A 22,505-nucleotide genomic window follows, 5' to 3' on the forward strand; every position below is an offset into this window, starting at 1 on the left:
TCTCAGGCTGTGCAGAACCGTTTGTCCACAGCTTGAAGGGGTCTGTAGCCAAAATGTGCCGACGACCGAACAATCGGTAGGTGAGGCGCATCACAACCGTGACGCGCCTGGAGCCGTCTCCCACGAGGAGGTGCCGTCATGACGGTCATGGAGCAGCGAGGCGCTTACCGGCCAACGCCGCCGCCCGCCTGGCAGCCCCGCATCGACCCTGCGCCGCTGCTGCCCGACGCGCTGCCGTACCGCGTGCTCGGCACCGAGGCAGCCGCGCAGGTCGACCCGGGTCTGCTGCGCCGTCTGTACGCGGAACTGGTGCGCGGCCGCCGCTACAACACGCAGGCCACCGCCCTCACCAAGCAGGGCCGCCTCGCCGTGTACCCCTCCAGCACGGGTCAGGAGGCCTGCGAGGTCGCCGCGGCGCTCGCCCTGGAGGACCGCGACTGGCTCTTCCCCAGCTATCGCGACACCCTCGCGGCCGTCGCCCGCGGCCTCGACCCGGTCCAGGCGCTCACCCTCCTGCGCGGCGACTGGCACACCGGCTACGACCCCCGTGAGCACCGGGTCGCGCCCCTCTCCACCCCCCTCGCGACCCAGCTTCCGCACGCCGTGGGCCTCGCGCACGCCGCCCGCCTCAAGGGCGATGACGTCGTCGCCCTGGCGATGGTCGGCGACGGCGGCACCAGCGAGGGCGACTTCCACGAGGCACTGAACTTCGCCGCCGTCTGGCAGGCCCCGGTCGTCTTCCTCGTCCAGAACAACGGCTTCGCCATCTCCGTACCGCTCGCCAAGCAGACCGCCGCCCCGTCGCTGGCCCACAAGGCGGTCGGCTACGGGATGCCGGGCCGTCTGGTCGACGGCAACGACGCGGCGGCCGTGCACGAGGTGCTGAGCGAAGCCGTCCGCCGCGCGCGCGAGGGGGGCGGTCCGACACTCGTCGAGGCGGTGACGTACCGCATCGACGCCCACACCAACGCCGACGACGCCACCCGCTATCGCGTGGCCTCCGAGGTGGAGACCTGGCGCGCACACGACCCGATCGCGCTCCTGGAGCGCGAGTTGACCGAGCGCGGGCTGCTCGACGAGGAAGCCGTACGGGCCGCGCGCGAGGACGCCGAGACGATGGCCGCGGATCTGCGTGAGCGTATGAACCAGGACCCGGTGCTCGACCCCATGGATCTGTTCGCCCATGTGTATGCCGAGCCCACACCGCAACTGCGTGAGCAGGAGGCGCAACTGCGCGCGGAGCTGGCGGCCGAGGAACACGGGCCGGTCGAGGAGCACGGGTCGGCCGACGTGCATGGGTCAGCCGACGCGCACGGGGCAGGCGAGGCACGCGGCTCAGAAGGAGCCGGGCGATGACGACCGTTGCCCTGAAACCGGCCACCATGGCGCAGGCCCTCGGGCGTGCGCTGCGCGACGCGATGGCGGCCGACCCGGCCGTGCACGTGATGGGTGAGGACGTCGGCACCCTCGGCGGCGTCTTCCGGGTCACCGACGGGCTCGCCAAGGAGTTCGGCGAGGACCGCGTCACGGACACACCGCTGGCCGAGGCGGGCATCCTCGGGACAGCCGTCGGCATGGCCATGTACGGGCTGCGGCCGGTCGTGGAGATGCAGTTCGACGCGTTCGCCTACCCGGCGTTCGAGCAGCTGATCAGCCACGTCGCGAAGATGCGCAACCGCACCCGCGGCGCGATGCCGCTGCCGATCACGATCCGTGTCCCCTACGGCGGCGGCATCGGCGGCGTCGAGCATCACAGCGACTCCTCCGAGGCGTACTACATGGCGACTCCGGGGCTCCATGTCGTCACGCCCGCGACGGTCGCCGACGCCTACGGTCTGCTGCGCGCCGCCATCGCCTCCGACGACCCGGTCGTCTTCCTGGAACCCAAGCGGCTGTACTGGTCGAAGGATTCCTGGAACCCGGACGAGCCGCCGGCCGTTCAGCCGATAGGCCGCGCGATGGTGCGGCGCTCCGGCCGGAGCGCCACGCTCGTCACGTACGGGCCGTCCGTGCCCGTCTGCCTCGAAGCCGCCGAGGCGGCGCGGGCCGAGGGCTGGGACCTCGAAGTCGTCGATCTGCGCTCCCTGGTGCCGTTCGACGACGAGACGGTGTCGGCTTCGGTACGGCGGACCGGGCGCGCGGTCGTCGTACACGAGTCGGGTGGGTATGGCGGCCCTGGCGGGGAAATCGCCGCGCGGATCACCGAACGCTGCTTCCATCACCTGGAGGCGCCGGTGCTGCGCGTGGCCGGGTTCGACATCCCGTATCCGCCGCCGATGCTGGAACGGCACCACCTGCCTGGCGTCGACCGGATCCTGGACGCCGTGGGGCGTCTGCAATGGGAGGCGGAGAGCTGATGGCCCAAGTGTTGGAGTTCAGGCTTCCCGACCTCGGGGAGGGACTCACCGAGGCGTTGATCGTCCGCTGGCTGGTCGAGGTCGGCGAGGTAGTCGCCGTCGACCAGCTCGTCGTCGAGGTCGAGACCGCCAAGGCGATGGTCGACGTCCCATGCCCGTACGGGGGTGTGGTCACCGCCCGCTTCGGCGAGGAGGGCGCGGAACTGCCCGTGGGCGCCCCCCTGTTGACCGTCGCCGTGGGCGCGTCCGCCCCCGGCGAGGGTGACGAGGTCGACGAGGGATCCGGGAACGTGCTCGTCGGTTACGGCACCGGGGCGCCTCCGGCACGGCGGAGGCGGGTGCGGCCGTCGGACACGACGGGTGCGCCGGGATCCCGGGCGCCCGGGACCCCCACAGGTGCGCGGCCGGGCGCTCCCGCGGATGCCGGTGGCGTGGTGGCCGCCGCGAACGGGGCGCGTGGGCTCGGACTCGCCGGGGACGGTCCCGCCGCGAGTTCCGGCGACGGGGACCACGCGGTTCCCGACGGCCGGTACGGCGCGGGTACGGATGTCCGGGACCGCCCGGCCGACGGTGATCACGGCAATCACGGTGATCACGGCGGCGTCGCGGTGTACGGGGACGGTCCCGTGCCGGTCATCTCTCCGCTCGTACGGCGGCTCGCGCGGGAGAACGGCGTGGATCTGCGCGAGTTGGAGGGCTCCGGGCCCGACGGGCTGATCCTGCGGGCGGATGTCGAGTACGCGCTGCGCGCGGCGGCAACCGGCCAACTGCGGATGCCCCCCGCCGCGGAATCCCTCCGGGCACCGGCCGTCGGCCACGGGCCTGTCGCGCCCATGGGAGCACCCCAGTCCCAGCCGGCGACCGCGCTCGACCCGGCCGCCGCCCCCCGGCCCGCCGCCCCGCACGGCACCCGCATCCCCCTGCGAGGCATCCGCGGAATCGTCGCCGACAAACTCTCCCGCAGCCGTCGCGAGATACCCGACGCGACCTGCTGGGTGGACGCCGACGCCACGGAACTCATGCACGCGCGCGCGGCGATGAATTCCGCCGGCGGCCCGAAGATCTCCCTCCTGGCGCTGCTCGCCCGGATCTGCACCGCGGCGCTGGCCCGCCACCCGGAGCTCAACTCGACGGTCGACATGGAGGCCCGCGAGGTCGTCCAACTCGACCAGGTGCACCTGGGTTTCGCGGCGCAGACCGAGCGGGGGCTCGTCGTACCCGTCGTACGGGACGCGCACGCCCGCGACGCCGAGTCGCTGAGCGCGGAGTTCGCGCGGCTGACCGAGGCCGCCCGGACCGGGACGCTGACACCCAGGGACCTCACGGGCGGCACCTTCACGCTGAACAACTACGGGGTGTTCGGGGTCGACGGCTCCACGCCGATCATCAACCACCCCGAGGCGGCCATGCTCGGCGTCGGCCGGATCGCCCCCAAGCCCTGGGTGCACCAGGGCGAGCTGGCGGTACGGCAGGTCGTGCAGCTCTCGCTCACCTTCGACCACCGGGTGTGCGACGGCGGCACGGCGGGCGGCTTCCTGCGCTATGTGGCGGACTGCGTGGAACAGCCGGCGGTGCTGCTGCGGACCTTGTGACTGCCCCTGTCCACATGCTGCTCAGGGGGTGGCAATGATCCTTCGGGCGCTCATACTCGGGGGATGAACGCGTACGAGGCCCCGGGCGCGCCCGGCGCCGGTATCCCGTACGACGCCGTCGTGCTCGCCGGAGGCGCCGCGCGGCGGCTCGGCGGGGTGGACAAACCCGCGGTGCGGGTGGGCGGCCGGGCGCTGCTCGACCGGGTGCTCGCCGCCTGCGCCGATGCCGTCACCACGGTGGTGGTGGCCGAACCCCGGTCCACCGCCCGCCCCGTGGTGTGGGCCCGGGAGGATCCGCCCGGCGGGGGACCGCTCGCCGCGCTCGACGCCGGGCTGCGGCACACCACCGCGGAGTACGTCGTCGTGCTCTCCGCCGACCTGCCGTTCCTGGAGGCGGGGACGGTACGGCGACTGACGGAGGCCCTTCAGGCGAGCACCGCCGACCCGGAGGACGCAGAAGGGAAGCCGAGCGGCCCTGAAGGCGTCCTGCTCGTCGACCCCGAGGGCAAGGACCAGCCGCTCGTTGCCGCGTACCGAGTGCGGGCGCTGCGGCGGGAGTTGGACTCGCTCGCCGCCGCGTCCATCAACGGATCCGCCACAGCCGCGTCCATCAACGGACCCGTCACCGGCGCGTCCAACGAAGGGCCCGCCACCGCCGCGTCCACCAAGGGTTCCAGCGCCGCCGCGTCCATCCGCGGCTCCGCCGCGGGCGGCGGTCTGGCCGGGCTGCCGCTCCGGCGGCTCATCGCCGCGCTCGATCTCATCCGAATCTCCGACCCCGTCGCGTCCTTCGACTGCGACACCTGGGACGACATCGCCGCCGCCCGGGCACGTATCAGGGAGCATGGGCACGTGTTGGATGAATGGATTTCCGCAGTCAAGGACGAACTGGGCATCGATCTGGACGTCGACATCGGCGTCCTGCTCGATTTGGCTCGCGACGCCGCGCACGGTGTGGCCCGGCCTGCCGCGCCGCTGACCACGTTCCTCGTGGGGTACGCGGCCGCGCGGGCCGGGGGAGGCCCCGAGGCGGTCGCCGAGGCCTCCCGCAAGGCCGCCGCACTGGCGCTCCGCTGGGCCGACGAGGAGGCCGCAGACGTCAAGCCGGAGACGGGTCCCGCAGAAGGTCCCGCAGCCGGATCCGGCACGGGTTCCGACGCCCGGCCGGACGCCGGATGACCGCCGCGCGCGGCACCCGGGCCAGCCAGGACGCCGGCGGTCTCGACGACCTCGACGTGGAGGAGGTGCTGGCGCTGGTCAAGGAAGGCAGCGCCCGCGCCTCGGGCGAGCCGGGCCCTGGGAACAGTGCTGCCCGGGACCGCTCGGGCACGCCCGCCACCCCCGTGGCCACTCCACAGGGCGAGCCCCACGCGCACACCGCCAACAGCGGCCACGGCGACCACAGCGGCGGCGGCCACGGAGATCACCGCAGCGACCACGGCGTCCGCCATGAAGCCACCCCCTGGCCGCAGGCCCGCACCACCGCCGAGCGAGCCGCCCGTTCCCTCCCCCGCCCCGCCGCCGTCTCGGTACCCCTGGACGCCTCCCTCGGCCTGGTCATCGCCGCCCCCCTCACCGCGCTCTCGGACCTTCCCTCCTTCGACACCTCGGCGATGGACGGCTGGGCGGTCGCCGGGCCCGGGCCCTGGGACGTACGCGAAGGAGGGGTGCTCGCCGGGCATGCGCAGCCCGCGGCGCTCACCGATGGCGAGGCGGTGCGGATCGCCACCGGCGCGCGTGTCCCGCAGGACGCCACCGCCGTACTGCGCAGTGAGCACGGACGCATCGACGACAAGGGGCGGCTGCACGCGGCCCTCCCCCAGGCTCCCGGCTCCGGCCGGGCAGGGGCGATCGCCCATGTCGTGCACGGGCAGGACATCCGGCCGCGCGGCCAGGAGTGCCGCAGTGGCGACCAACTCCTGCCGGTCGGCGCGCTGGTCACGCCCGCCGTGCTGGGTCTCGCCGCGGCCGCCGGGTACGACACGCTTGCCGTCATCCCCCGGCCGCGCGTCGAAGTCCTCGTGCTCGGCGACGAGTTGCTCACCGAGGGGCTGCCCCAGGAGGGGCTGATCCGGGACGCTCTCGGCCCGATGCTGCCGCCCTGGCTGCGCGCGATCGGCGCCGAGGTCGTCGCGGTGCGCAGGCTCGGTGACGACGCCAAGGCCCTGCAACGGGCCATCACCAGCTCCGCAGCCGACCTGATCATCACCACCGGCGGTACCGCGGCCGGTCCCGTCGACCATGTCCACCCCACCCTGGGGCGTATCGGCGCCGAACTCCTCATCGACGGCGTCAAGGTGCGCCCGGGCCACCCCATGCTCCTGGCCCGCATCAAGCAGAACCAGTACCTCGTCGGCCTGCCGGGCAACCCCCTCGCGGCCGTCTCCGGGCTGCTCACGCTCGCCGAACCCCTGCTGCGCATCCTCGCCGGACGTGCGGCGGCGGAGTCGTACACGCTGCCTCTCAAGGAAGCCGTGCACGGGCACCCGTACGACACCCGGCTCGTTCCCGTCGTCCTGCGCGCCGACCGGGCCGTGCCGCTGCACTACAACGGCCCCGCGATGCTGCGTGGCATCGCGGCGGCCGACGCCCTCGCGGTCGTACCGCCGGGCGGTGCCCGCGCGGGTCAGGAGCTGGAGCTCCTTGATCTGCCCTGGGCCGCGGCAGGAATCGGGGTGTGTTTCACGTGAAACAACCGGGCCATGACGCGATTGCCCGCCAGGCGGACGAACACCTCGTGACCCATCGGGTGAAACTCCCGAAGAACGTCGTGGAACGGCCGATCCTTCAGGTCGGCAAGCGAGTGGCGATGGCCCTGCTGGTGCTCGCCGCCACGGCGTTCATCGTGTGGGTCGACCGCGACGGCTACAACGACAACTCGGACGGCGCCGTCGACCTCCTCGACGCGTTCTACTACGCGACGGTCACCCTCTCCACCACCGGATACGGCGACATCACCCCGGTCAGCGACGGCGCCCGGCTCACCAACATCTTCCTCATCACGCCGCTGCGGGTGCTGTTCTTGATCATCCTGGTCGGCACCACGCTCGAAGTCCTCACGGAACGCACCCGCGAGGAATGGCGGCAGAACCGCTGGAGGGCGGCCTTGCGAGATCACACCGTCGTTGTCGGCTTCGGTACCAAAGGGCGGTCGGCCATTGAGACCGTCTGTGCGACCGGGCTGAAGAAGGAGCAGGTCGTGGTCGTCGACCCCAACTCCAAGGTGGTCGACGCGGCGACGGCCGACGGGTATGCGGGGGTCATCGGGGACGCCACGCGCAGCGAAGTGCTGGTGCGGGCCGAGGTGAGCAAGGCGCGCCAGATCATCATCGCCACCCAGCGGGACGACACGGCCGTGCTGGTCACACTGACCGCGCGGCAGCTCAACAGCAGGGCGAAGATCGTCGCCGCGGTGCGGGAGGAGGAGAACGCGCCGCTGCTGCGCCAGTCCGGCGCGGATGCCGTGATCACCAGCGCCAGCGCGGCCGGGCGGCTGCTCGGGCTCTCCGTGCTCAGTCCCGCCGCGGGCATGGTCATGGAGGACCTCATCCAGCAGGGCAGTGGGCTCGACATCGTGGAGCGGCCGGTCATAAAGGCCGAGGTCGGCAAGGGCGCACGGGAGACGGACGACCTGGTGGTGAGTGTCGTACGGGGGCACCGGGTGCTCGGATACGACGATCCGGCCATCGGGACACTGCAGTTGACGGACCGGCTCATCACGATCGTGCGGGTGACGCCGGGTACCCATGTGGCACCCGACGCCCATCGACTCCGTACGGAATAGAGGACTGCCGGCGGTCTGCAAACGGTCTATCAGCGGTCTGACAGCGTCTATCAGCGGTGCATCAGCGGGTCACTTGCGGTTGTACAGCCGCATCGTGATCGGTCCGAAGACCAGCACGAGCAGTCCTGCCCAGCCCAGCGACCAGGCGACCTCCGCCGCCGGCCAGTCGCCCGCCATCAGGCCGCGTACCGCCGAGGACACATGGGTGATCGGGCTGTTGTTGACGAAGGCCTGGAGCCAGCCGGGCATGGTCTTCGGGTCGACGAAGACGTTCGAGAGGAAGGTCAGCGGGAAGATCACCATCATGCTGACGCCCATCACCGACTTCTCGGTGCGCAGCAGCAGTCCGAACATGGTCCAGATCCACGAGAACGCGAACGAGAAGACCAGCAGCAGCGCGATCCCGGCGACCACGCCGAGGACTCCGCCGTCCGGACGGTAGCCGAGGATCACGCCGACGACGAGCATCACCGCTGAGGCCATCGTGTAGCGCAGGGCGTCGCCGAGGAGATAGCCGACCATCACCGACGGCCGCCAGATCGGCAGCGTACGGAAGCGGTCGAAGACGCCCTTCTCGATGTCCGTGTTGACCGAGACACCCGTGTACATCGTGATCATCACGACCGACATCACCAGGATGCCCGGCAGCAGGAACTGGATGTACTCCTTGGGCGATCCGGCCAGTGCACCGCCGAAGAGGTACGTGTACATCAGCACCATCATGATCGGGAACGCGGTGACGTCGAAGAGCTGCTCGGGCACGTGCTTGATCTTGAGGATCGCCCGCCAGCCGAAGGTCAGTGACGCCGACAGGGCACTGGGCCGCGGCGGACGGTCCTTGCTGATGAGGAGCTCGGCCAGCGACTCGGCGCTGACGGGGGCGAGATCCTGGCTCTCGGTGGTCGTCACGGTGCTCATACCGCCGCCTCCTTGTCCATGGTGTCGTCGGCCGCGGGAGCCTCGGGGTCGGTCACGTGTCCGGTGAGGGCGAGGAAGACCTCGTCCAGGCTGGGCTGTCCCAGCGAGAAGTTGTCGACGATCACGCCGGTGCGGGCCAGCTCGGCGAGCGCCCGAGCGGCCTGTTCCGCCGCGCCCCGGCCATTGGCGGCGCCCGCACCGACACGGGCCGTCAGCGCCACCGGATCCGGCTCCAGCTGAACCTCGACGTCGAGGGCGATGCGCAGCACCTCCTGCGCCTGCGGGCGCTGCGCCGGATCGCGCAGCCGCAGATGTACGGAACCGGCGCCGACGGACGCCTTCAGCTCGCCCTTCGTCCCCTCGGCGATCACCTTGCCCTTGTCGATCACCGCGATCCGGGACGCCAACTGGTCGGCCTCGTCCAGGTACTGCGTGGTGAGCAGCACGGTGGTGCCCTGGGCGACGACCGCGCGCACGATGTCCCACACCTGGTTGCGGCTGCGCGGATCGAGGCCGGTGGTCGGCTCGTCGAGGAAGAGCAGGTCGGGGGTGTTGAGGATGGAGGCGGCGATGTCGATACGGCGCCGCATACCGCCCGAGTAGTGCTTGACCTGCTTGCCCGCCGCCTCGCTCAGCCCGAAGGCTTCCAGGAGCTGGGCCGAGCGGATCGCCGCCGCCCGCTTGTGATGCCCGAGGAGGCGGCCGAGCAGCACCAGGTTCTCGTTGCCGGTCAGGTCCTCGTCCACGGACGCGTACTGGCCGGTCAGGCTGACTCTTTCGCGGACCCGGTCGGCCTCCCGTACGACATCGTGGCCGAAGACGTGTGCCTGGCCGCCGTCGGGGCGCAGCAGGGTGGCCAGCATCTTCACGGTGGTCGTCTTGCCGGCGCCGTTCGGGCCGAGGACGCCGTAGACCGTGCCGGCGGGCACGGCGAGGTCTACGCCGTCGACGGCCCGGGTTTCGCCGAACGTCTTCACCAGACCCGCGGTCTCGATGGCCAGACCGGATGTCGGTGTGCTCGGTGCGCTGAGTGCGCTCATGTCTCGGTGTCCTTCCGGGTGCGTGGCTACGCAAGGGAGACCGCTGCCGTGGCGCGAACTCATCGCCCGCCGCATGAGCAATTCGCGCAGTTGTCCGTCTCCGCTGGTCGCGCGGCCATCCGCCGCCAGGGCCCTGACTTTACGTTCCCTTTGCCTACACCGTGCCTCTACCGGAGGATCCGCGCATCTCATTTACCGCGAGGAGTAGCGTCCCCCTCATGTACGCGATCACGATTCCTGAACCTGGTGGGCCCGAGGCGCTGGTGTGGGACGAGGTCCCGGATCCGGTGGCCGGTGAGGGCGAAGTGCTGGTCGAGGTGGTGGCCAGCGCTGTCAACCGTGCTGACCTGCTGCAACGGCAAGGCCTCTACAACCCGCCGCCCGGCGCGTCCCCGTACCCCGGTCTCGAGTGCTCGGGGCGCATTGTCGAGCTCGGCCCCGGTGTCTCCGGGTGGGCGGTCGGCGACGAGGTGTGCGCGCTGCTCGCGGGCGGCGGATACGCCGAGAAAGTCGCCGTTCCGGCCGGTCAGCTGCTGCCCGTGCCCGAGGGCATCGACCTCAAGCAGGCCGCCGCGCTGCCCGAGGTGACCTGCACCGTCTGGTCGAACGTCTTCATGGTGTCCCATCTCCGGCCTGCCGAGACCCTGCTCGTGCACGGCGGCTCCAGCGGTATCGGCACCATGGCGATCCAGCTGGCGAAGGCCGTCGGCGCGCGGGCCGCGGTCACGGCGGGCACCAAGGAGAAGCTCGACTTCTGCGCCGAACTGGGCGCGGACATCCTGGTCAACTACCGCGAGCAGGACTTCGTCGAGGAGATCAAGCGGGCCACCGACGGCGCGGGCGCCGACGTCATCCTCGACAACATGGGTGCCAAGTACCTGGACCGGAACGTCCAGGCACTGGCTGTCAACGGACGGCTCGCGATCATCGGCATGCAGGGCGGCATCAAGGGCGAGCTGAACATCGCCACCCTCCTCCACAAGCGTGCCGCCGTCACCGCGACCTCGCTGCGCGTCCGCCCGCTGGGTGAGAAGGCGGCGATCGTGGCGGCCGTACGCGAGCATGTGTGGCCGCTGCTCGCCTCCGGACACGTACGCCCGGTCGTCGACCGTGAGCTGCCGATGAACGACGCGGCGGAGGGGCATCGGGTGCTGGAGGGCAGCGGACACATCGGGAAGGTGCTGCTGGTCGCTCCCTAGCTCCCTAGGAGGCGCGTCGCTCGGGCGTTTCTGCCGCGCGCTTCCCAGGGGGGGCGCGCCTCCCGAGCGGTTCAGCCGCGCCGGATGCGCAGGGCGAGGAACGCCAGCCCCAGACCCAGCCCGATGAGGATCAGCCCGCTGCCCAGCGGCACGATCTGGAGTACCGGTGCCGGGGTGCCTCCGGTGCGGCCGACGCTCTGCCGTACGGGGATCACGGCAGCCTGCGACGGCTCGGAGGCGGCGCTCGCCTCCGGGACGGCGGGGTCGCGATCCGTGTACGTCGGGTCCGCGGGCCCGGTCTCCGACTGCCGCCCGGGCTCCTCGCGCCCGGGCCGCGCACGGCCCTCACCCGGCACGCTCCCCGCACGGGAGGCATCGGCGCTGGGGTCGGGGGCGTACAAAGGGGCGTACAAAGGGCCGTACGAAAGGGCGTGTGCGGCGGCGTACGAGGCGGCGTACGAAGGCGCCGCCGCCCCGGTCGTCAGGGTCAGCAGCAGTCCCGCCACGTGCAGCGCGCGGAGCCATGGAGTCACGCCCGTGACCCCCTCCCGGTGAGGAGTCCATGATCAGTGGGTCAAGCCTCACATGCCCCCTTTGCCCCGGCATCTCGGCTGCTCCCTTTGCTCACGGTGCCTCGGAGGACTTGGGCCGGGGGGTGCCGCGGTGGACGAGTGCGAGACAATGGGCGGCATGGAGATGCCGAGGAACGAACGGTCGCCGGAGAACCCTCAGATCCTGGTCCTGGGCCAGGACGGAATGGCTCTCGGTGGCGCCGGAGACGAGGACTCCCGCGAGATCCCGGTGACGGAGATGGTGGAACAGCCCGCCAAGGTGATGCGCATCGGAAGCATGATCAAGCAGCTGCTTGAGGAGGTGCGTGCAGCACCTCTGGACGAGGCGAGCCGCGTCCGGCTGAAGGAGATCCACGCGAGTTCCGTGAAGGAACTGGAGGACGGCCTGGCCCCCGACCTGGTCGACGAGTTGGAGCGGCTCTCCCTTCCGTTCACGGACGAGGCGATTCCCTCGGACGCCGAACTGCGCATCGCACAGGCACAGTTGGTGGGCTGGCTGGAGGGCCTCTTCCACGGGATCCAGACCACGCTCTTCGCCCAGCAGATGGCGGCGAGGGCACAGTTGGAGTCGATGCGCCGAGCCCTTCCGCCGGGCGCCGGCGGCGCGGAGGAGGACGAGGACCCCCGCACGGGCGGCCGCTCGGGCGGACCGTACCTGTAACCCCCGGCAGCCGCACCCGGACAACGAAACGAGCCCGGCACGAAGGTGCCGGGCTTTTTCGTACCTCGATCAGGCCGCGGATCAGGACGGATTACCCGTCGACACCTTCAGCTCGATCTCGGGCATGTCCGCCGGGTCGACATCCGTGCCTTCGGAGGGGAACTGGTCCATGACCGTGCCCTCGCCGTAGGTGTTCTCGTCGACATATTCGATCTTCATCTGCCAACCCGCGGCCTGGAAGCAGGACTTGACCGACTTGAGGTACTTGTAGGAGAAGTCCGGGACCTGGATCTTCTTCTCGTCGTTGTACGACTCCTCCGGCTCCGTGCACTTCTCCGTCTCGATGGTCTTCGTCGTGTCCGGCCCCTTGTGGCCCGCCACCACGGAAGGCGACTGGCTGGCCTCGCTGCCGCCGCCCGTGTCGTCGTCGCCGATTCCGCTGTACAGCGCCAGCGCCGCGATCAGGCCGCCGACCGCGACGACCGCGACCACGATCGAGCCGACGACAACCCCCTTGGCGCTCTTGCGGTCGCCCCCGGGGCCGCCCGGCTGGGAAGTCGGGTACTGGGGCGTCAGGTTGTACGGCGGAGGGGTGGAGACGCCCTGCTGCGGGGAGTATGCCGAGGCCACCGGCGGTGTCAGATAGCCGCCCTGCTGCGGATAGCCGTACGACGGAGCCGGAGTCGGGTGCGGGGTGGGTGCGGGCGTCGGCGGACCGTAGGCACCCGGCTGGTAAGGCGTCTGGACCGGACCTGGCGCCGGAGCGGCCTGGTCGACGGGCGGGAAGACCGCGGAGGCGACGCCCGCGCCGCTCGACGTGCGGGCGCCCGGCACGATGCTCGGCGCGGCGGCGTGCAGTGAGTGGGCGACGCGCAGGCACTCGTCGCGCATCGCCTCGGCGCTGGGAAACCGCTCGTTCGGGTTCTTCTTCAGCGCGCGGGCGATCAGCGCGTCCACGGCCGGGGGCAGCGAGCGGTTGACCGAGGAGGGCGCGACCGGCTCCTCCTGGACATGCGCGTACGCGATGGCCAGCGGCGAGTCCGCCTCGAACGGCAGTCGGCCGGTGGTGAGTTGGAAGAGCATGATGCCGACGGAGTACAGGTCGGACCTGGCGTCCACGGCTCTGCCGAGGGCCTGCTCCGGCGAGAGGTACTGCGGTGTGCCGACGACCATTCCGGTCTGGGTCATCGAGGTGACACCGGACTGCATGGCGCGGGCGATGCCGAAGTCCATCACCTTGACGACGCCGCGCTTGGTCATCATCACGTTGCCCGGCTTGATGTCCCGGTGGACCAGGCTCATCTCGTGGCTGATCTCCAGGGCGGCCAGCACATCCGCGGTGATCTTGAGGGCCTTGTCCGCGGGCATGGCGCCGTACTGCGCGATGTCCTGGTCGAGCACCGACCCGAGCGGGCGGCCCTCGACGTACTCCATGACGATGTACGGCGTCGTCATGCCGTCCAGGAGGTCCTCGCCGGTGTCGAAGACCGAGACGATGTTCGTGTGCGTGAGCTTCGCCACCGACTGGGCCTCGCGGCGGAACCGCTCGCGGAAGGCCTGCTCGCGGCCGAGCTCGGTGTGCAGCGTCTTGATGGCGACCTGGCGGTCGAGCACCGAGTCGTACGCGAGATGGACCGAGGCCATGCCGCCCTCGCCGAGCAGATCACGCAGCTGGTAGCGGCCGCCGGCGACCGCACGCCCCGCGTACCGGCCCTGTGCGCCGTCCTGGCTCATCTTCTGCGTCCCCCATCGGCGCGGCGGCAGCTGCTGATGGCTCCCGCGGTCCGTGACTCGATTGTCGTGATCGATGATGTGATCTGCCCGGTGATCGGCCGGAGTTCAGTGATCGATTGGCTCATTCCCGGCCAAGTCTGCCCGAGGGCACTGACACGTCAAGTTCGGTGCCCGTTCCGTGACCGTCTGAGAAAGAAGCGTCGCGGAAGCGTTACAGGTGCCGTACGGCCGGTACACAGGATTTGCACGCGGGTACCCGCGACGGGTTGGATGGCCGATCCATCCCACTTCCGTCTCGGACCGGAGCCTTGCGCGGAGCCTGTAGCGTGGCCCGACGGAGACCGTGACAACCACCGCGCAGACCGCGGGTAGAAACGACGGCGAGGACTGATGGCACAGCAGCAGCGCGCTCAGGGCCCGTCCGACCCCGAGGCGACTGGCGGCGGTATGTCGGATGCGCCGGAGCTGTGGGGTAACGGCGGGCTGGTCGGCGATGGCCGGTATCGGCTCACCCACAGGCTGGGCCGGGGCGGCATGGCCGAGGTGTTCGCGGCCGAGGACGTACGCCTGGGACGCACCGTCGCGGTAAAGCTGCTCCGCTCCGACCTGGCCGAGGACCCGGTCTCCAAGGCCCGTTTCACACGCGAGGCCCAGTCGGTCGCCGGCCTCAACCACCACGCGGTCGTCGCCGTGTACGACTCCGGCGAGGACGCGGTCGGCTCCCGGGTCGTCCCGTACATCGTGATGGAGATCGTCGAGGGCCACACGATCCGCGACCTGCTGATCAACGCCGAGGCCCCCGGGCCGGAGCAGGCGCTGATCATCGTCTCCGGTGTCCTGGAGGCGCTCGCCTACTCGCACCAGCACGGCATCGTGCACCGCGACATCAAGCCGGCGAACGTGATCATCACGGAGACCGGCGCGGTCAAGGTGATGGACTTCGGCATCGCGCGCGCCCTGCACGGCGCGCAGTCGACGATGACCCAGACCGGCATGGTCATGGGCACGCCGCAGTACCTCTCCCCCGAGCAGGCGCTCGGCAAGGCCGTCGACCACCGCTCCGACCTGTACGCGACGGGCTGCCTGCTCTACGAACTCCTCGCGCTGCGGCCCCCGTTCACCGGTGAGACGCCGCTGTCCGTGGTGTACCAGCACGTCCAGGACATCCCGGTGCCCCCCTCCGAGGTCTCCGACGCGGCGCCGCCGGAGCTCGACGGGCTGGTCATGCGCTCCCTCGCGAAGGAGCCGGACGACCGGTTCCAGACCGCGGAGGAGATGCGCGGGCTCGTCCAGTACGGGCTTCAGATGCTGTACGACCAGGGCAGCCACACCGGCACCTGGAACACGGGCCCTGTCGACATGCACGGCGGACAGCGCACCCCGGCGGCGGGCTTCGCCGGTACGGCCGCGCTGCCGCATCCCGGCGACTCCGGCACGTCGCAGATCCCGCAGCCGATCCTGCCGAGCGGGTACGGCGGCGGGGACGACGGCGGCTTCGAGGGGCACGGCAACAAGGGCGGCGGCCGCGGCAAGCTGTGGATCCTCGCGGTCCTCGCGGTGATCGCCATCGCGGCGGGTGTCGCGTTCGCGCTCAACAGCGCCGGTGGCGGTGACGGCGGGGCCGGCACGACGCAGTCGCCCACGACGTCGTCGTCGGCCACCGAGGGCAGCGACTCCAGCGCGACCCCCAGCGACGAGGCCACGAACGACCCCACCGACGAATCGACGGACAACGACAACAGCACGGGCTCCGGCTCGGGCTACACACCGTCGTACACGCCGTCTCCGAGTTACAGCAGTGAGCCGTCGGACGAGCCCTCGGACGAGCCGAGCGAGACGACGCCGACCACCACGGAGCCGACGGACGAGCCGACCACCACGGAGCCGACGGACCCGGTGACGGAGGAGCCGACGGACCCCGGGGGCGTCACCGGTGGCCCCCCGGGCGGCCTGACCGGCAACTGACCCGGCGGGCGAAACACCCTCCACGCGCGCGTGCGGCCCAAAACGGGCTCCACGCGCGCGTGCAGTTTGTGACCGGACGGGTTATGACCGGACGGGCACACGGGCACAGACGTGGGGATCACCCCGCGAACGCTTCGCACACCGCCTCGTACTCCCGCGTCCACCACACCGCCAGCGCCGACGCCGCAGGGAACTGCGGATCGGCGCGGGTGTCTCCGCGCTCGTAGTGCCAGCGCAGTATCCAGAAGTCGTTGAGGCGCTCCCACCACACGCGGTGCACGGCGGCGGCGAGTTCGGAGGGGGCGGCGCCCGCGGTACGCCGGTACGCGCGCGCGTAGGCCCGTACTTTCGTCAGGTCGAGGGCGCCGACGGGACGTACGAAGAAGATCACCGCGGCGCGTACCGCCTCCTCGGCGCGGGGCTGGACGCCCAGCCGGTCCCAGTCGACGATCGCGGCCGGTTCGCCGTCGCGGTAGAGCAGGTTGAACGGGTGGAAGTCGCCGTGCACCCAGCCCACCGAAGCGCCCTGCGGCGGCCGTCGGTCGGCATGCCGTTCCAGGAGAGCGCGCCGTTCCAGGAGCCGGTGCCGGGCCAGTTCGTCGAAGGCGTCGGACGGGCGGTGGCGGCGCACGCGGGCGAGCAGGTGGTCGATGAGCGCGAAGGTGTCGGCGGGGTCGGCACCGTCGGCCGGGGCGGCACCGGGCGACGGAGCGGCCGCGGGCGACAGGGCCGTACCCGCCGACAGGGCGGCACCTTCGGCCGGTTTCACCGGCCCGCGTCCCTCCGCCGGCATCACCTGCTCCAGGCTCGCGTGGACGACACCCAGGAGCGCCCCCAGCCGCGCGCACTGCTCCGTGGTGAGCTGGGCGCCGTGCCGGTGCCGTCCGTCGACCCATGGGTGCAGTGCGTACGCGTGACCCCCGACGACGGCGACCGTGCGGCCGTCGGTGCCGGTCAGCGGCGGGGCGACCGGGACGCCGAGGTCCGCGAGGCGCTGGGTCGCCCGGTGCTGGCGGGCGATCGCGGCGGGGTCGGCGGTCTCCGGGTCGAAATGGTGCTTGAGGAAGTACCGGCCGCGGGTGGTGCACAGCCGGTAGCCGCGGTTGAGCAGCCCCTGGTCGACGGGTTCGCAGGTCAGCGCGGACCCGGCGGCGTACTGGCGGAGGAGGGCGCCCAGAGGGGGCGCGTGAGACACAGGGGGTGGTACGGAAGAGCGCGGCACGCGGCAGATGCTAGGCCAAGAAAAGGCCTCTGACCTTGGGTTTGTCACACACAGTCGCACTGCTCGCAAGATCGGTCACAGAACGTGCTGGAACCGCCGTTCCAGGCCACCGTCCGTCGCGTGCACGGTGCAGAACTGCGGCTCGATACCCAGATAGACCGGCTCGTAGGGCTCGCCGTCCACGAGACGCGGCGCGGGGCCGAAGCGCTCCAGCTGAACCTCGGTCGGCTCGGCGGTCTCGCACTGGCCCACGATCTGCGCGGTCCACAGGCCCTCGCCCGGCCGCGCGGAACCCAGGTTGTCGGTGCCGTACGCGACGATGCTGTCGGCGCACGCCTGGTGGTAGCCGAGGTTCTGGGGCATGCGCAGCAGGACGCGGCCGTCGGCCACTATGTGCCGGGCGAACGCGAGGAAGGGCAGCGCGCGCATGCTGGTGGCCATCCGGCCGTAGTCGGTGCGGGCGATCAGTTCCACGGCGAACCGCTCGTCGATCGGCTGGTCGTTGGCCGGCTGTGCGTCGGGCATACGACTAATTTCCGGCACCCGGAAGACCGGGAAAAGGGCCACCAGCCCTCTGACGGGGGGCCATAAGTCCCGAATTAAGCCCCAATGGCCACCTACTACCTACTGACGCTGCTGCTGTTCCACCTGTAGGCGGGCCACGTACGCCGCCGCCTGGGACCGCCGCTCCATCCCCAGCTTGGACAGCAGACTCGACACATAGTTCTTGATCGTCTTCTCGGCGAGATGCAGCCGCTCGCCGATCGCGCGATTGGTGAGTCCCTCGCCGATCAGGTCGAGGATCTTGCGCTCCTGCTCGGTGAGGTGGCCGAGCTTGTCGTCGCTCTTGGCGCCGCCGCCGTCGCGCAGCCGCTCCAGGACGCGGGCGGTGGCCTCCGGGTCGAGCAGGGACTTCCCGGCGGCGACCTCGCGTACGGCCGTGAGTAGTTCGTTGCCGCGGATGGCCTTGAGGACATAGCCCGAGGCGCCCGCCATGATCGCGTCGAAGAGAGCCTCGTCGTCGGCGTACGAAGTCAGCATCAGGCACTTGATGTCCGCGTTCTGGGAGCGGATCTCGCGGCAGACCTCCACACCGCTGCCGTCCGGTAGCCGTACGTCCAGGACGGCGACGTCCGGGCGGGTGGCCGGAATCCGTGCCAGCGCGTCGGCCGCGGTGCCGGCCTCGCCGATCACCTCGATGTCGTCCTCGCCCGCGAGCAGCTCATGGACGCCGCGCCGGACCACTTCGTGATCGTCGAGGAGAAATACGGTGATTTTCCCGTTTTCATGCACGCTGTCAGTGTCACACACGGCCATTGGCCCTGCCCCGGGGTGAACTCTTCCCGTGCCCGGGGTGGCCGGGATAACGTGCCGGTGTTCCGGCCCCCTGCAAGGCTGTTACCAGTGCTGTGACCAGCGGCTGTTCCCGACCGAGGCGATGTACTTGGACGTCCGACTGAAAAGTAGTTGGAAATCCGAGCAAAAACGCAGGTCAGGAGGGGTCTCACAGATTTGTGAGGCACTGGGTAACGTGGCTGTTGCAGGGCACTCGCCGGGGCACCTGTCACGTCTGTTCCCGGCCGAGTGCACCCACCCCGTGCACGGGTACTGGAGCAGGCGAGCCGCACTGGCCGACCGGCAACCCCGGGGGCCGGACCGACGGAGGAGTACACGTGACCGTGGAGAGCACTGCCGCGCAGAAGCCGCGACGCAGCGCCGGTACGAAGAGCGCCGCAAGCGCCGGCACGACCGGTTCGAAGAGCGCCGCGAGCACCGGCACGACCGGGACGAAGCGTGCCGCGAGCACCGGTGCCAAGCGCGCCGGCGCCAAGAAGGCACCGGGCGCCGGCCCTCAACTCATTCAGCTGCTGACCCCCGAGGGCAAGCGGGTCAAGGACGCCACGTACGACCCGTACGTCGCCGACATCACCCCCGAAGAGCTGCGCGGCCTGTACCGGGACATGGTGCTGACCCGCCGTTTCGACGCCGAGGCCACCTCACTGCAGCGCCAGGGCGAGCTGGGTCTGTGGGCCTCCCTGCTCGGCCAGGAGGCCGCCCAGATCGGCTCCGGGCGCGCCACCCGCGAGGACGACTACGTCTTCCCGACCTACCGCGAGCACGGCGTCGCCTGGTGCCGCGGGGTCGACCCGGCCAACCTGCTCGGCATGTTCCGCGGTGTGAACAACGGCGGCTGGGACCCGAACACCAACAACTTCCACCTGTACACGATCGTCATCGGCGCACAGACGCTGCACGCCACCGGCTACGCCATGGGCATCACCAAGGACGGCGCCGACTCGGCCGTGATCGCGTACTTCGGGGACGGCGCCTCCAGCCAGGGCGACGTCGCCGAGTCCTTCACCTTCTCCGCGGTCTACAACGCCCCCGTCGTGTTCTTCTGCCAGAACAACCAGTGGGCCATCTCCGAGCCGACCGAGAAGCAGACCCGCGTCCCGCTCTACCAGCGCGCGCAAGGCTTCGGCTTCCCCGGCGTTCGCGTCGACGGCAACGACGTCCTCGCCTGCCTGGCCGTCACCAAGTGGGCCCTTGAGCGGGCCCGCCGCGGCGAGGGCCCCACCCTGGTCGAGGCGTTCACCTACCGCATGGGCGCGCACACCACCTCCGACGACCCGACCAAGTACCGGGCCGATGAGGAGACCGAGTCCTGGCAGGCCAAGGACCCGATCCTTCGCCTGCGCACCTATCTCGAGGCCGCAAACCACGCGGACGAGGGATTCTTCGCGGAACTCGAAGCCGAGAGCGAGGCGTTGGGCAAACGAGTACGCGAAGTCGTACGGGCCATGCCGGACCCGGACCACTTCGCCATCTTCGAGAACGTGTACGCGGACGGGCACGCGCTCGTCGACGAGGAGCGGGCCCAGTTCGCCGCCTACCAGGCGTCGTTCGCGGATGAAGGGGAGGACAAGTAGCGATGACCGCGGAAAAGATGGCGCTGGCCAAGGCGATCAACGAATCGCTGCGCAAAGCCCTGGAAACCGACCCCAAGGTCCTGATCATGGGCGAGGACGTCGGCAAGCTCGGCGGGGTCTTCCGGGTCACCGACGGACTCCAGAAGGACTTCGGCGAGGACCGGGTCATCGACACCCCGCTCGCCGAGTCGGGCATCGTCGGCACGGCGATCGGCCTCGCGCTGCGCGGCTACCGCCCGGTCGTGGAGATCCAGTTCGACGGTTTCGTCTTCCCGGCCTACGACCAGATCGTCACGCAGCTGGCGAAGATGCACGCGCGAGCGCTCGGCAAGATCAAGCTCCCCGTCGTCATTCGCATTCCGTACGGCGGTGGGATCGGCGCCGTCGAGCACCACTCGGAGTCCCCCGAGGCGCTGTTCGCGCACGTGTCGGGCCTGAAGGTGGTCTCCCCGTCGAACGCGTCCGACGCCTACTGGATGATGCAGCAGGCCATCCAGAGCGACGACCCGGTGATCTTCTTCGAGCCGAAGCGGCGGTACTGGGACAAGTCCGAGGTCAACACGGAGGCGATTCCCGGGCCGCTGCACAAGGCGCGGGTGGTGCGCGAGGGCACCGACCTGACGCTGGCGGCGTACGGCCCGATGGTGAAGGTGTGTCTGGAGGCCGCGGCGGCTGCCGAGGAGGAGGGGAAGTCGGTCGAGGTCCTGGACCTGCGGTCGATGTCCCCGCTCGACTTCGACTCCGTCCAGGTCTCGGTGGAGAAGACCCGTCACCTGGTCGTGGTGCACGAGGCGCCGGTGTTCCTGGGGACGGGCGCGGAGATCGCCGCCCGGATCACGGAGCGGTGCTTCTACCACCTGGAAGCACCTGTCCTGCGGGTCGGCGGCTATCACGCGCCGTATCCGCCGGCACGCCTGGAGGACGAGTATCTTCCGGGCCTGGACCGGGTGCTCGACGCCGTCGACCGCTCGCTTGCGTACTGAGGAGAGGGTCGTGACGACGATGACTGAGAACGCGTCGGGACTCCGCGAGTTCAAGATGCCCGATGTGGGCGAGGGGCTCACCGAGGCGGAGATCCTCAAGTGGTACGTACAGATCGGTGACCAGGTCAGTGACGGTCAGGTGGTCTGCGAGGTCGAGACGGCGAAGGCGGCTGTGGAGCTGCCGATTCCGTACGACGGTGTGGTGCGCGAACTCCGTTTCCCCGAGGGGACGACGGTGGACGTCGGCCAGGTGATCATCGCGGTGGAGGTCGCCGGAGGGGCGGGGTCGCCTGCCGTCGAGGCCACCGCGGCGCCTGTTGAAGAGTCTGTTGAAGCGCCCGCCGCCGAGCAGGCCAAGGCCCAGCAGCCCAAGTCCGAGCAGCCCAAGGGCGAGGGCCGCACGCCGGTTCTCGTCGGCTACGGCGTCGCCGTGTCCTCCACCAAGCGGCGCCCCCGCAAGGGCGCCGAGGTTCCCGCCCAGGCGGCCGAGCCGGTCTACGCGGCTTCGGCGATCCAGGCCGTCCAGGCCGAGCTGAACGGACACGGGCACGGGCACTCCGCGTCCGTGGTGGCCCGTCCGCTGGCCAAGCCCCCGGTCCGCAAGCTCGCCAAGGACCTCGGCGTCGACCTGGCGACGATCATCCCGGCCGGCTCGGACGGGATCATCACGCGCGAAGATGTGCACGCGGCGGTGGCACCGGCGCCGACCGCTTTGGCGCCGACCGCTCCGGAGCCGGTCGTCCAGCAGCCCGTGGCCGCTTCTGCCCAGTTCACGGCGCCCGTCGCCTCGTACGACACCGCGCGTGAGACCCGTATCCCGGTCAAGGGTGTCCGCAAGGCGACGGCCGCGGCGATGGTCGGTTCGGCGTTCACCGCGCCGCATGTCACCGAGTTCGTGACGGTTGATGTGACGCGCACGATGAAGCTCGTCGAGGAGCTCAAGCGGGCCCCCGCCGAGTCCGGGATGCAGGGTCTGCGGGTGAACCCGCTGCTCCTGATCGCCAAGGCCCTGCTGGTCGCCATCAAGCGCAACCCGGACATCAACGCGTCCTGGGACGAGACCGCTCAGGAGATCGTCCTCAAGCACTACGTGAACCTGGGCATCGCGGCCGCCACCCCGCGCGGCCTGCTCGTCCCGAACATCAAGGACGCGCACGCCAAAACCCTGCCTCAACTGGCTCAGTCTCTCGGCGAGTTGGTCTCCACGGCTCGTGAGGGCAAGACCTCCCCGGCCGCGATGCAGGGCGGCACGGTCACCATCACCAACGTCGGCGTCTTCGGCATCGACACCGGCACGCCGATCCTCAACCCCGGCGAGGCGGCCATCCTCGCCGTCGGCACGATCAAGCTCCAGCCCTGGGTCCACAAGGGCAAGGTCAAGCCCCGCCAGGTCACCACGCTGGCGCTGTCCTTCGACCACCGCCTGGTGGACGGGGAGTTGGGCTCCAAGGTGCTGGCCGATGTGGCGGCGATCCTGGAGCAGCCGAAGCGGCTGATTACTTGGGCGTGACCCGAGAACCCCGGGCTGTCGTCCGTGAAGAGTCCCGT

At 70.6% G+C, this 22,505-nt stretch carries 19 protein-coding genes; 12 read left to right on the forward strand and 7 right to left on the reverse strand.

What is annotated here, in order from left to right; all coding sequences use genetic code 11:
• Nucleotides 1-138: 138 nt before the first annotated feature.
• The 6 genes from pdhA (AB0N66_RS31055) (at nucleotide 139) to AB0N66_RS31080 (ending at nucleotide 7,733) form a co-directional block, all read left to right on the forward strand.
• Nucleotides 139-1,356 carry a pyruvate dehydrogenase (acetyl-transferring) E1 component subunit alpha gene (gene pdhA, locus AB0N66_RS31055; protein WP_365441233.1) on the forward strand — a complete coding sequence of 406 codons (1,218 nt, stop codon included), beginning with the start codon at nucleotides 139-141 and terminating at the stop codon, nucleotides 1,354-1,356.
• Entirely contained in the window at nucleotides 1,353-2,357 is a 1,005-nt protein-coding gene (locus tag AB0N66_RS31060; protein WP_365441235.1) for an alpha-ketoacid dehydrogenase subunit beta, read from the forward strand. Before pdhA (AB0N66_RS31055) ends, AB0N66_RS31060 begins: the two co-directional genes overlap by 4 nt.
• Nucleotides 2,357-3,949: a dihydrolipoamide acetyltransferase family protein gene (locus AB0N66_RS31065; RefSeq protein WP_365441237.1), complete on the forward strand. Its 1,593-nt coding sequence runs from the start codon at nucleotides 2,357-2,359 to the stop codon at nucleotides 3,947-3,949. The genes AB0N66_RS31060 and AB0N66_RS31065 overlap by 1 nt, the downstream gene beginning before the upstream one ends.
• 63 nt (nucleotides 3,950-4,012) lie before the next feature.
• Complete coding sequence (locus AB0N66_RS31070) at nucleotides 4,013-5,128, forward strand: DUF6457 domain-containing protein (RefSeq protein WP_365441239.1); 1,116 nt, start codon at nucleotides 4,013-4,015, stop codon at nucleotides 5,126-5,128.
• On the forward strand, nucleotides 5,125-6,639 hold the full coding sequence (locus tag AB0N66_RS31075; RefSeq protein ID WP_365441241.1) for a molybdopterin molybdotransferase MoeA: 1,515 nt from the start codon (nucleotides 5,125-5,127) through the stop codon (nucleotides 6,637-6,639). Before AB0N66_RS31070 ends, AB0N66_RS31075 begins: the two co-directional genes overlap by 4 nt.
• Complete coding sequence (locus AB0N66_RS31080; RefSeq protein WP_365441243.1) at nucleotides 6,636-7,733, forward strand: potassium channel family protein; 1,098 nt, start codon at nucleotides 6,636-6,638, stop codon at nucleotides 7,731-7,733. The genes AB0N66_RS31075 and AB0N66_RS31080 overlap by 4 nt, the downstream gene beginning before the upstream one ends.
• A gap of 69 nt (nucleotides 7,734-7,802) precedes the next feature.
• Here AB0N66_RS31080 and AB0N66_RS31085 read toward each other — a convergent pair whose 3' ends face one another.
• Entirely contained in the window at nucleotides 7,803-8,651 is an 849-nt protein-coding gene (locus AB0N66_RS31085) for an ABC transporter permease (RefSeq protein WP_365441245.1), read from the reverse strand.
• A complete protein-coding gene (locus AB0N66_RS31090) occupies nucleotides 8,648-9,691 on the reverse strand; it encodes an ATP-binding cassette domain-containing protein (RefSeq protein WP_365441247.1) in 1,044 nt (347 codons plus the stop codon). The genes AB0N66_RS31085 and AB0N66_RS31090 overlap by 4 nt, the downstream gene beginning before the upstream one ends.
• A gap of 218 nt (nucleotides 9,692-9,909) precedes the next feature.
• On the opposite strand from AB0N66_RS31090, the gene AB0N66_RS31095 reads away from it, so the two are divergent.
• A complete protein-coding gene (locus tag AB0N66_RS31095) occupies nucleotides 9,910-10,890 on the forward strand; it encodes an NAD(P)H-quinone oxidoreductase (protein WP_365441249.1) in 981 nt (326 codons plus the stop codon).
• Nucleotides 10,891-10,961: 71 nt separating this feature from the next.
• Here the strand turns inward: AB0N66_RS31095 and AB0N66_RS31100 are convergent, their stop codons facing one another.
• Nucleotides 10,962-11,423: a hypothetical protein gene (locus tag AB0N66_RS31100; protein WP_365441251.1), complete on the reverse strand. Its 462-nt coding sequence runs from the start codon at nucleotides 11,421-11,423 to the stop codon at nucleotides 10,962-10,964.
• Nucleotides 11,424-11,580: 157 nt separating this feature from the next.
• On the opposite strand from AB0N66_RS31100, the gene AB0N66_RS31105 reads away from it, so the two are divergent.
• A complete protein-coding gene (locus AB0N66_RS31105; protein ID WP_365441253.1) occupies nucleotides 11,581-12,123 on the forward strand; it encodes a bacterial proteasome activator family protein in 543 nt (180 codons plus the stop codon).
• A gap of 81 nt (nucleotides 12,124-12,204) precedes the next feature.
• Here the strand turns inward: AB0N66_RS31105 and AB0N66_RS31110 are convergent, their stop codons facing one another.
• Nucleotides 12,205-13,857 (reverse strand): protein kinase, encoded by a 1,653-nt coding sequence (locus AB0N66_RS31110; protein WP_365441255.1) that lies wholly within the window; start codon nucleotides 13,855-13,857, stop codon nucleotides 12,205-12,207.
• A gap of 390 nt (nucleotides 13,858-14,247) precedes the next feature.
• On the opposite strand from AB0N66_RS31110, the gene AB0N66_RS31115 reads away from it, so the two are divergent.
• Complete coding sequence (locus AB0N66_RS31115) at nucleotides 14,248-15,822, forward strand: protein kinase (protein ID WP_365441257.1); 1,575 nt, start codon at nucleotides 14,248-14,250, stop codon at nucleotides 15,820-15,822.
• Between the two features lie 118 nt (nucleotides 15,823-15,940).
• On the opposite strand, the gene AB0N66_RS31120 is transcribed toward AB0N66_RS31115, so the two are convergent.
• From AB0N66_RS31120 to AB0N66_RS31130, 3 genes are all read right to left on the reverse strand, one after another.
• On the reverse strand, nucleotides 15,941-17,017 hold the full coding sequence (locus AB0N66_RS31120; RefSeq protein ID WP_365441259.1) for a phosphotransferase: 1,077 nt from the start codon (nucleotides 17,015-17,017) through the stop codon (nucleotides 15,941-15,943).
• A gap of 102 nt (nucleotides 17,018-17,119) precedes the next feature.
• A complete protein-coding gene (locus AB0N66_RS31125) occupies nucleotides 17,120-17,569 on the reverse strand; it encodes a pyridoxamine 5'-phosphate oxidase family protein (RefSeq protein ID WP_365441261.1) in 450 nt (149 codons plus the stop codon).
• A 99-nt stretch (nucleotides 17,570-17,668) separates the two neighbouring features.
• Nucleotides 17,669-18,337 (reverse strand): response regulator transcription factor, encoded by a 669-nt coding sequence (locus AB0N66_RS31130; protein ID WP_365441263.1) that lies wholly within the window; start codon nucleotides 18,335-18,337, stop codon nucleotides 17,669-17,671.
• A gap of 380 nt (nucleotides 18,338-18,717) precedes the next feature.
• Between AB0N66_RS31130 and pdhA (AB0N66_RS31135) the strand changes: the two genes are divergently transcribed.
• The 3 genes from pdhA (AB0N66_RS31135) to AB0N66_RS31145 are packed head-to-tail and all read left to right on the forward strand — an operon-like array spanning nucleotide 18,718 to nucleotide 22,467.
• The gene (pdhA, locus tag AB0N66_RS31135; protein WP_365441265.1) at nucleotides 18,718-19,974 is read left to right on the forward strand and encodes a pyruvate dehydrogenase (acetyl-transferring) E1 component subunit alpha; all 1,257 of its coding nucleotides are present in this window, start codon (nucleotides 18,718-18,720) and stop codon (nucleotides 19,972-19,974) included.
• Nucleotides 19,975-19,976: 2 nt separating this feature from the next.
• A complete protein-coding gene (locus AB0N66_RS31140; protein WP_365441267.1) occupies nucleotides 19,977-20,957 on the forward strand; it encodes an alpha-ketoacid dehydrogenase subunit beta in 981 nt (326 codons plus the stop codon).
• 10 nt (nucleotides 20,958-20,967) lie between these two features.
• Nucleotides 20,968-22,467 carry a dihydrolipoamide acetyltransferase family protein gene (locus AB0N66_RS31145; RefSeq protein ID WP_365441269.1) on the forward strand — a complete coding sequence of 500 codons (1,500 nt, stop codon included), beginning with the start codon at nucleotides 20,968-20,970 and terminating at the stop codon, nucleotides 22,465-22,467.
• The last annotated feature ends 38 nt before the right edge of the window (nucleotides 22,468-22,505 follow it).

The sequence above is a fragment of the Streptomyces sp. NPDC093544 genome, from assembly GCF_040683495.1.
Lineage (GTDB): Bacteria > Actinomycetota > Actinomycetes > Streptomycetales > Streptomycetaceae > Streptomyces.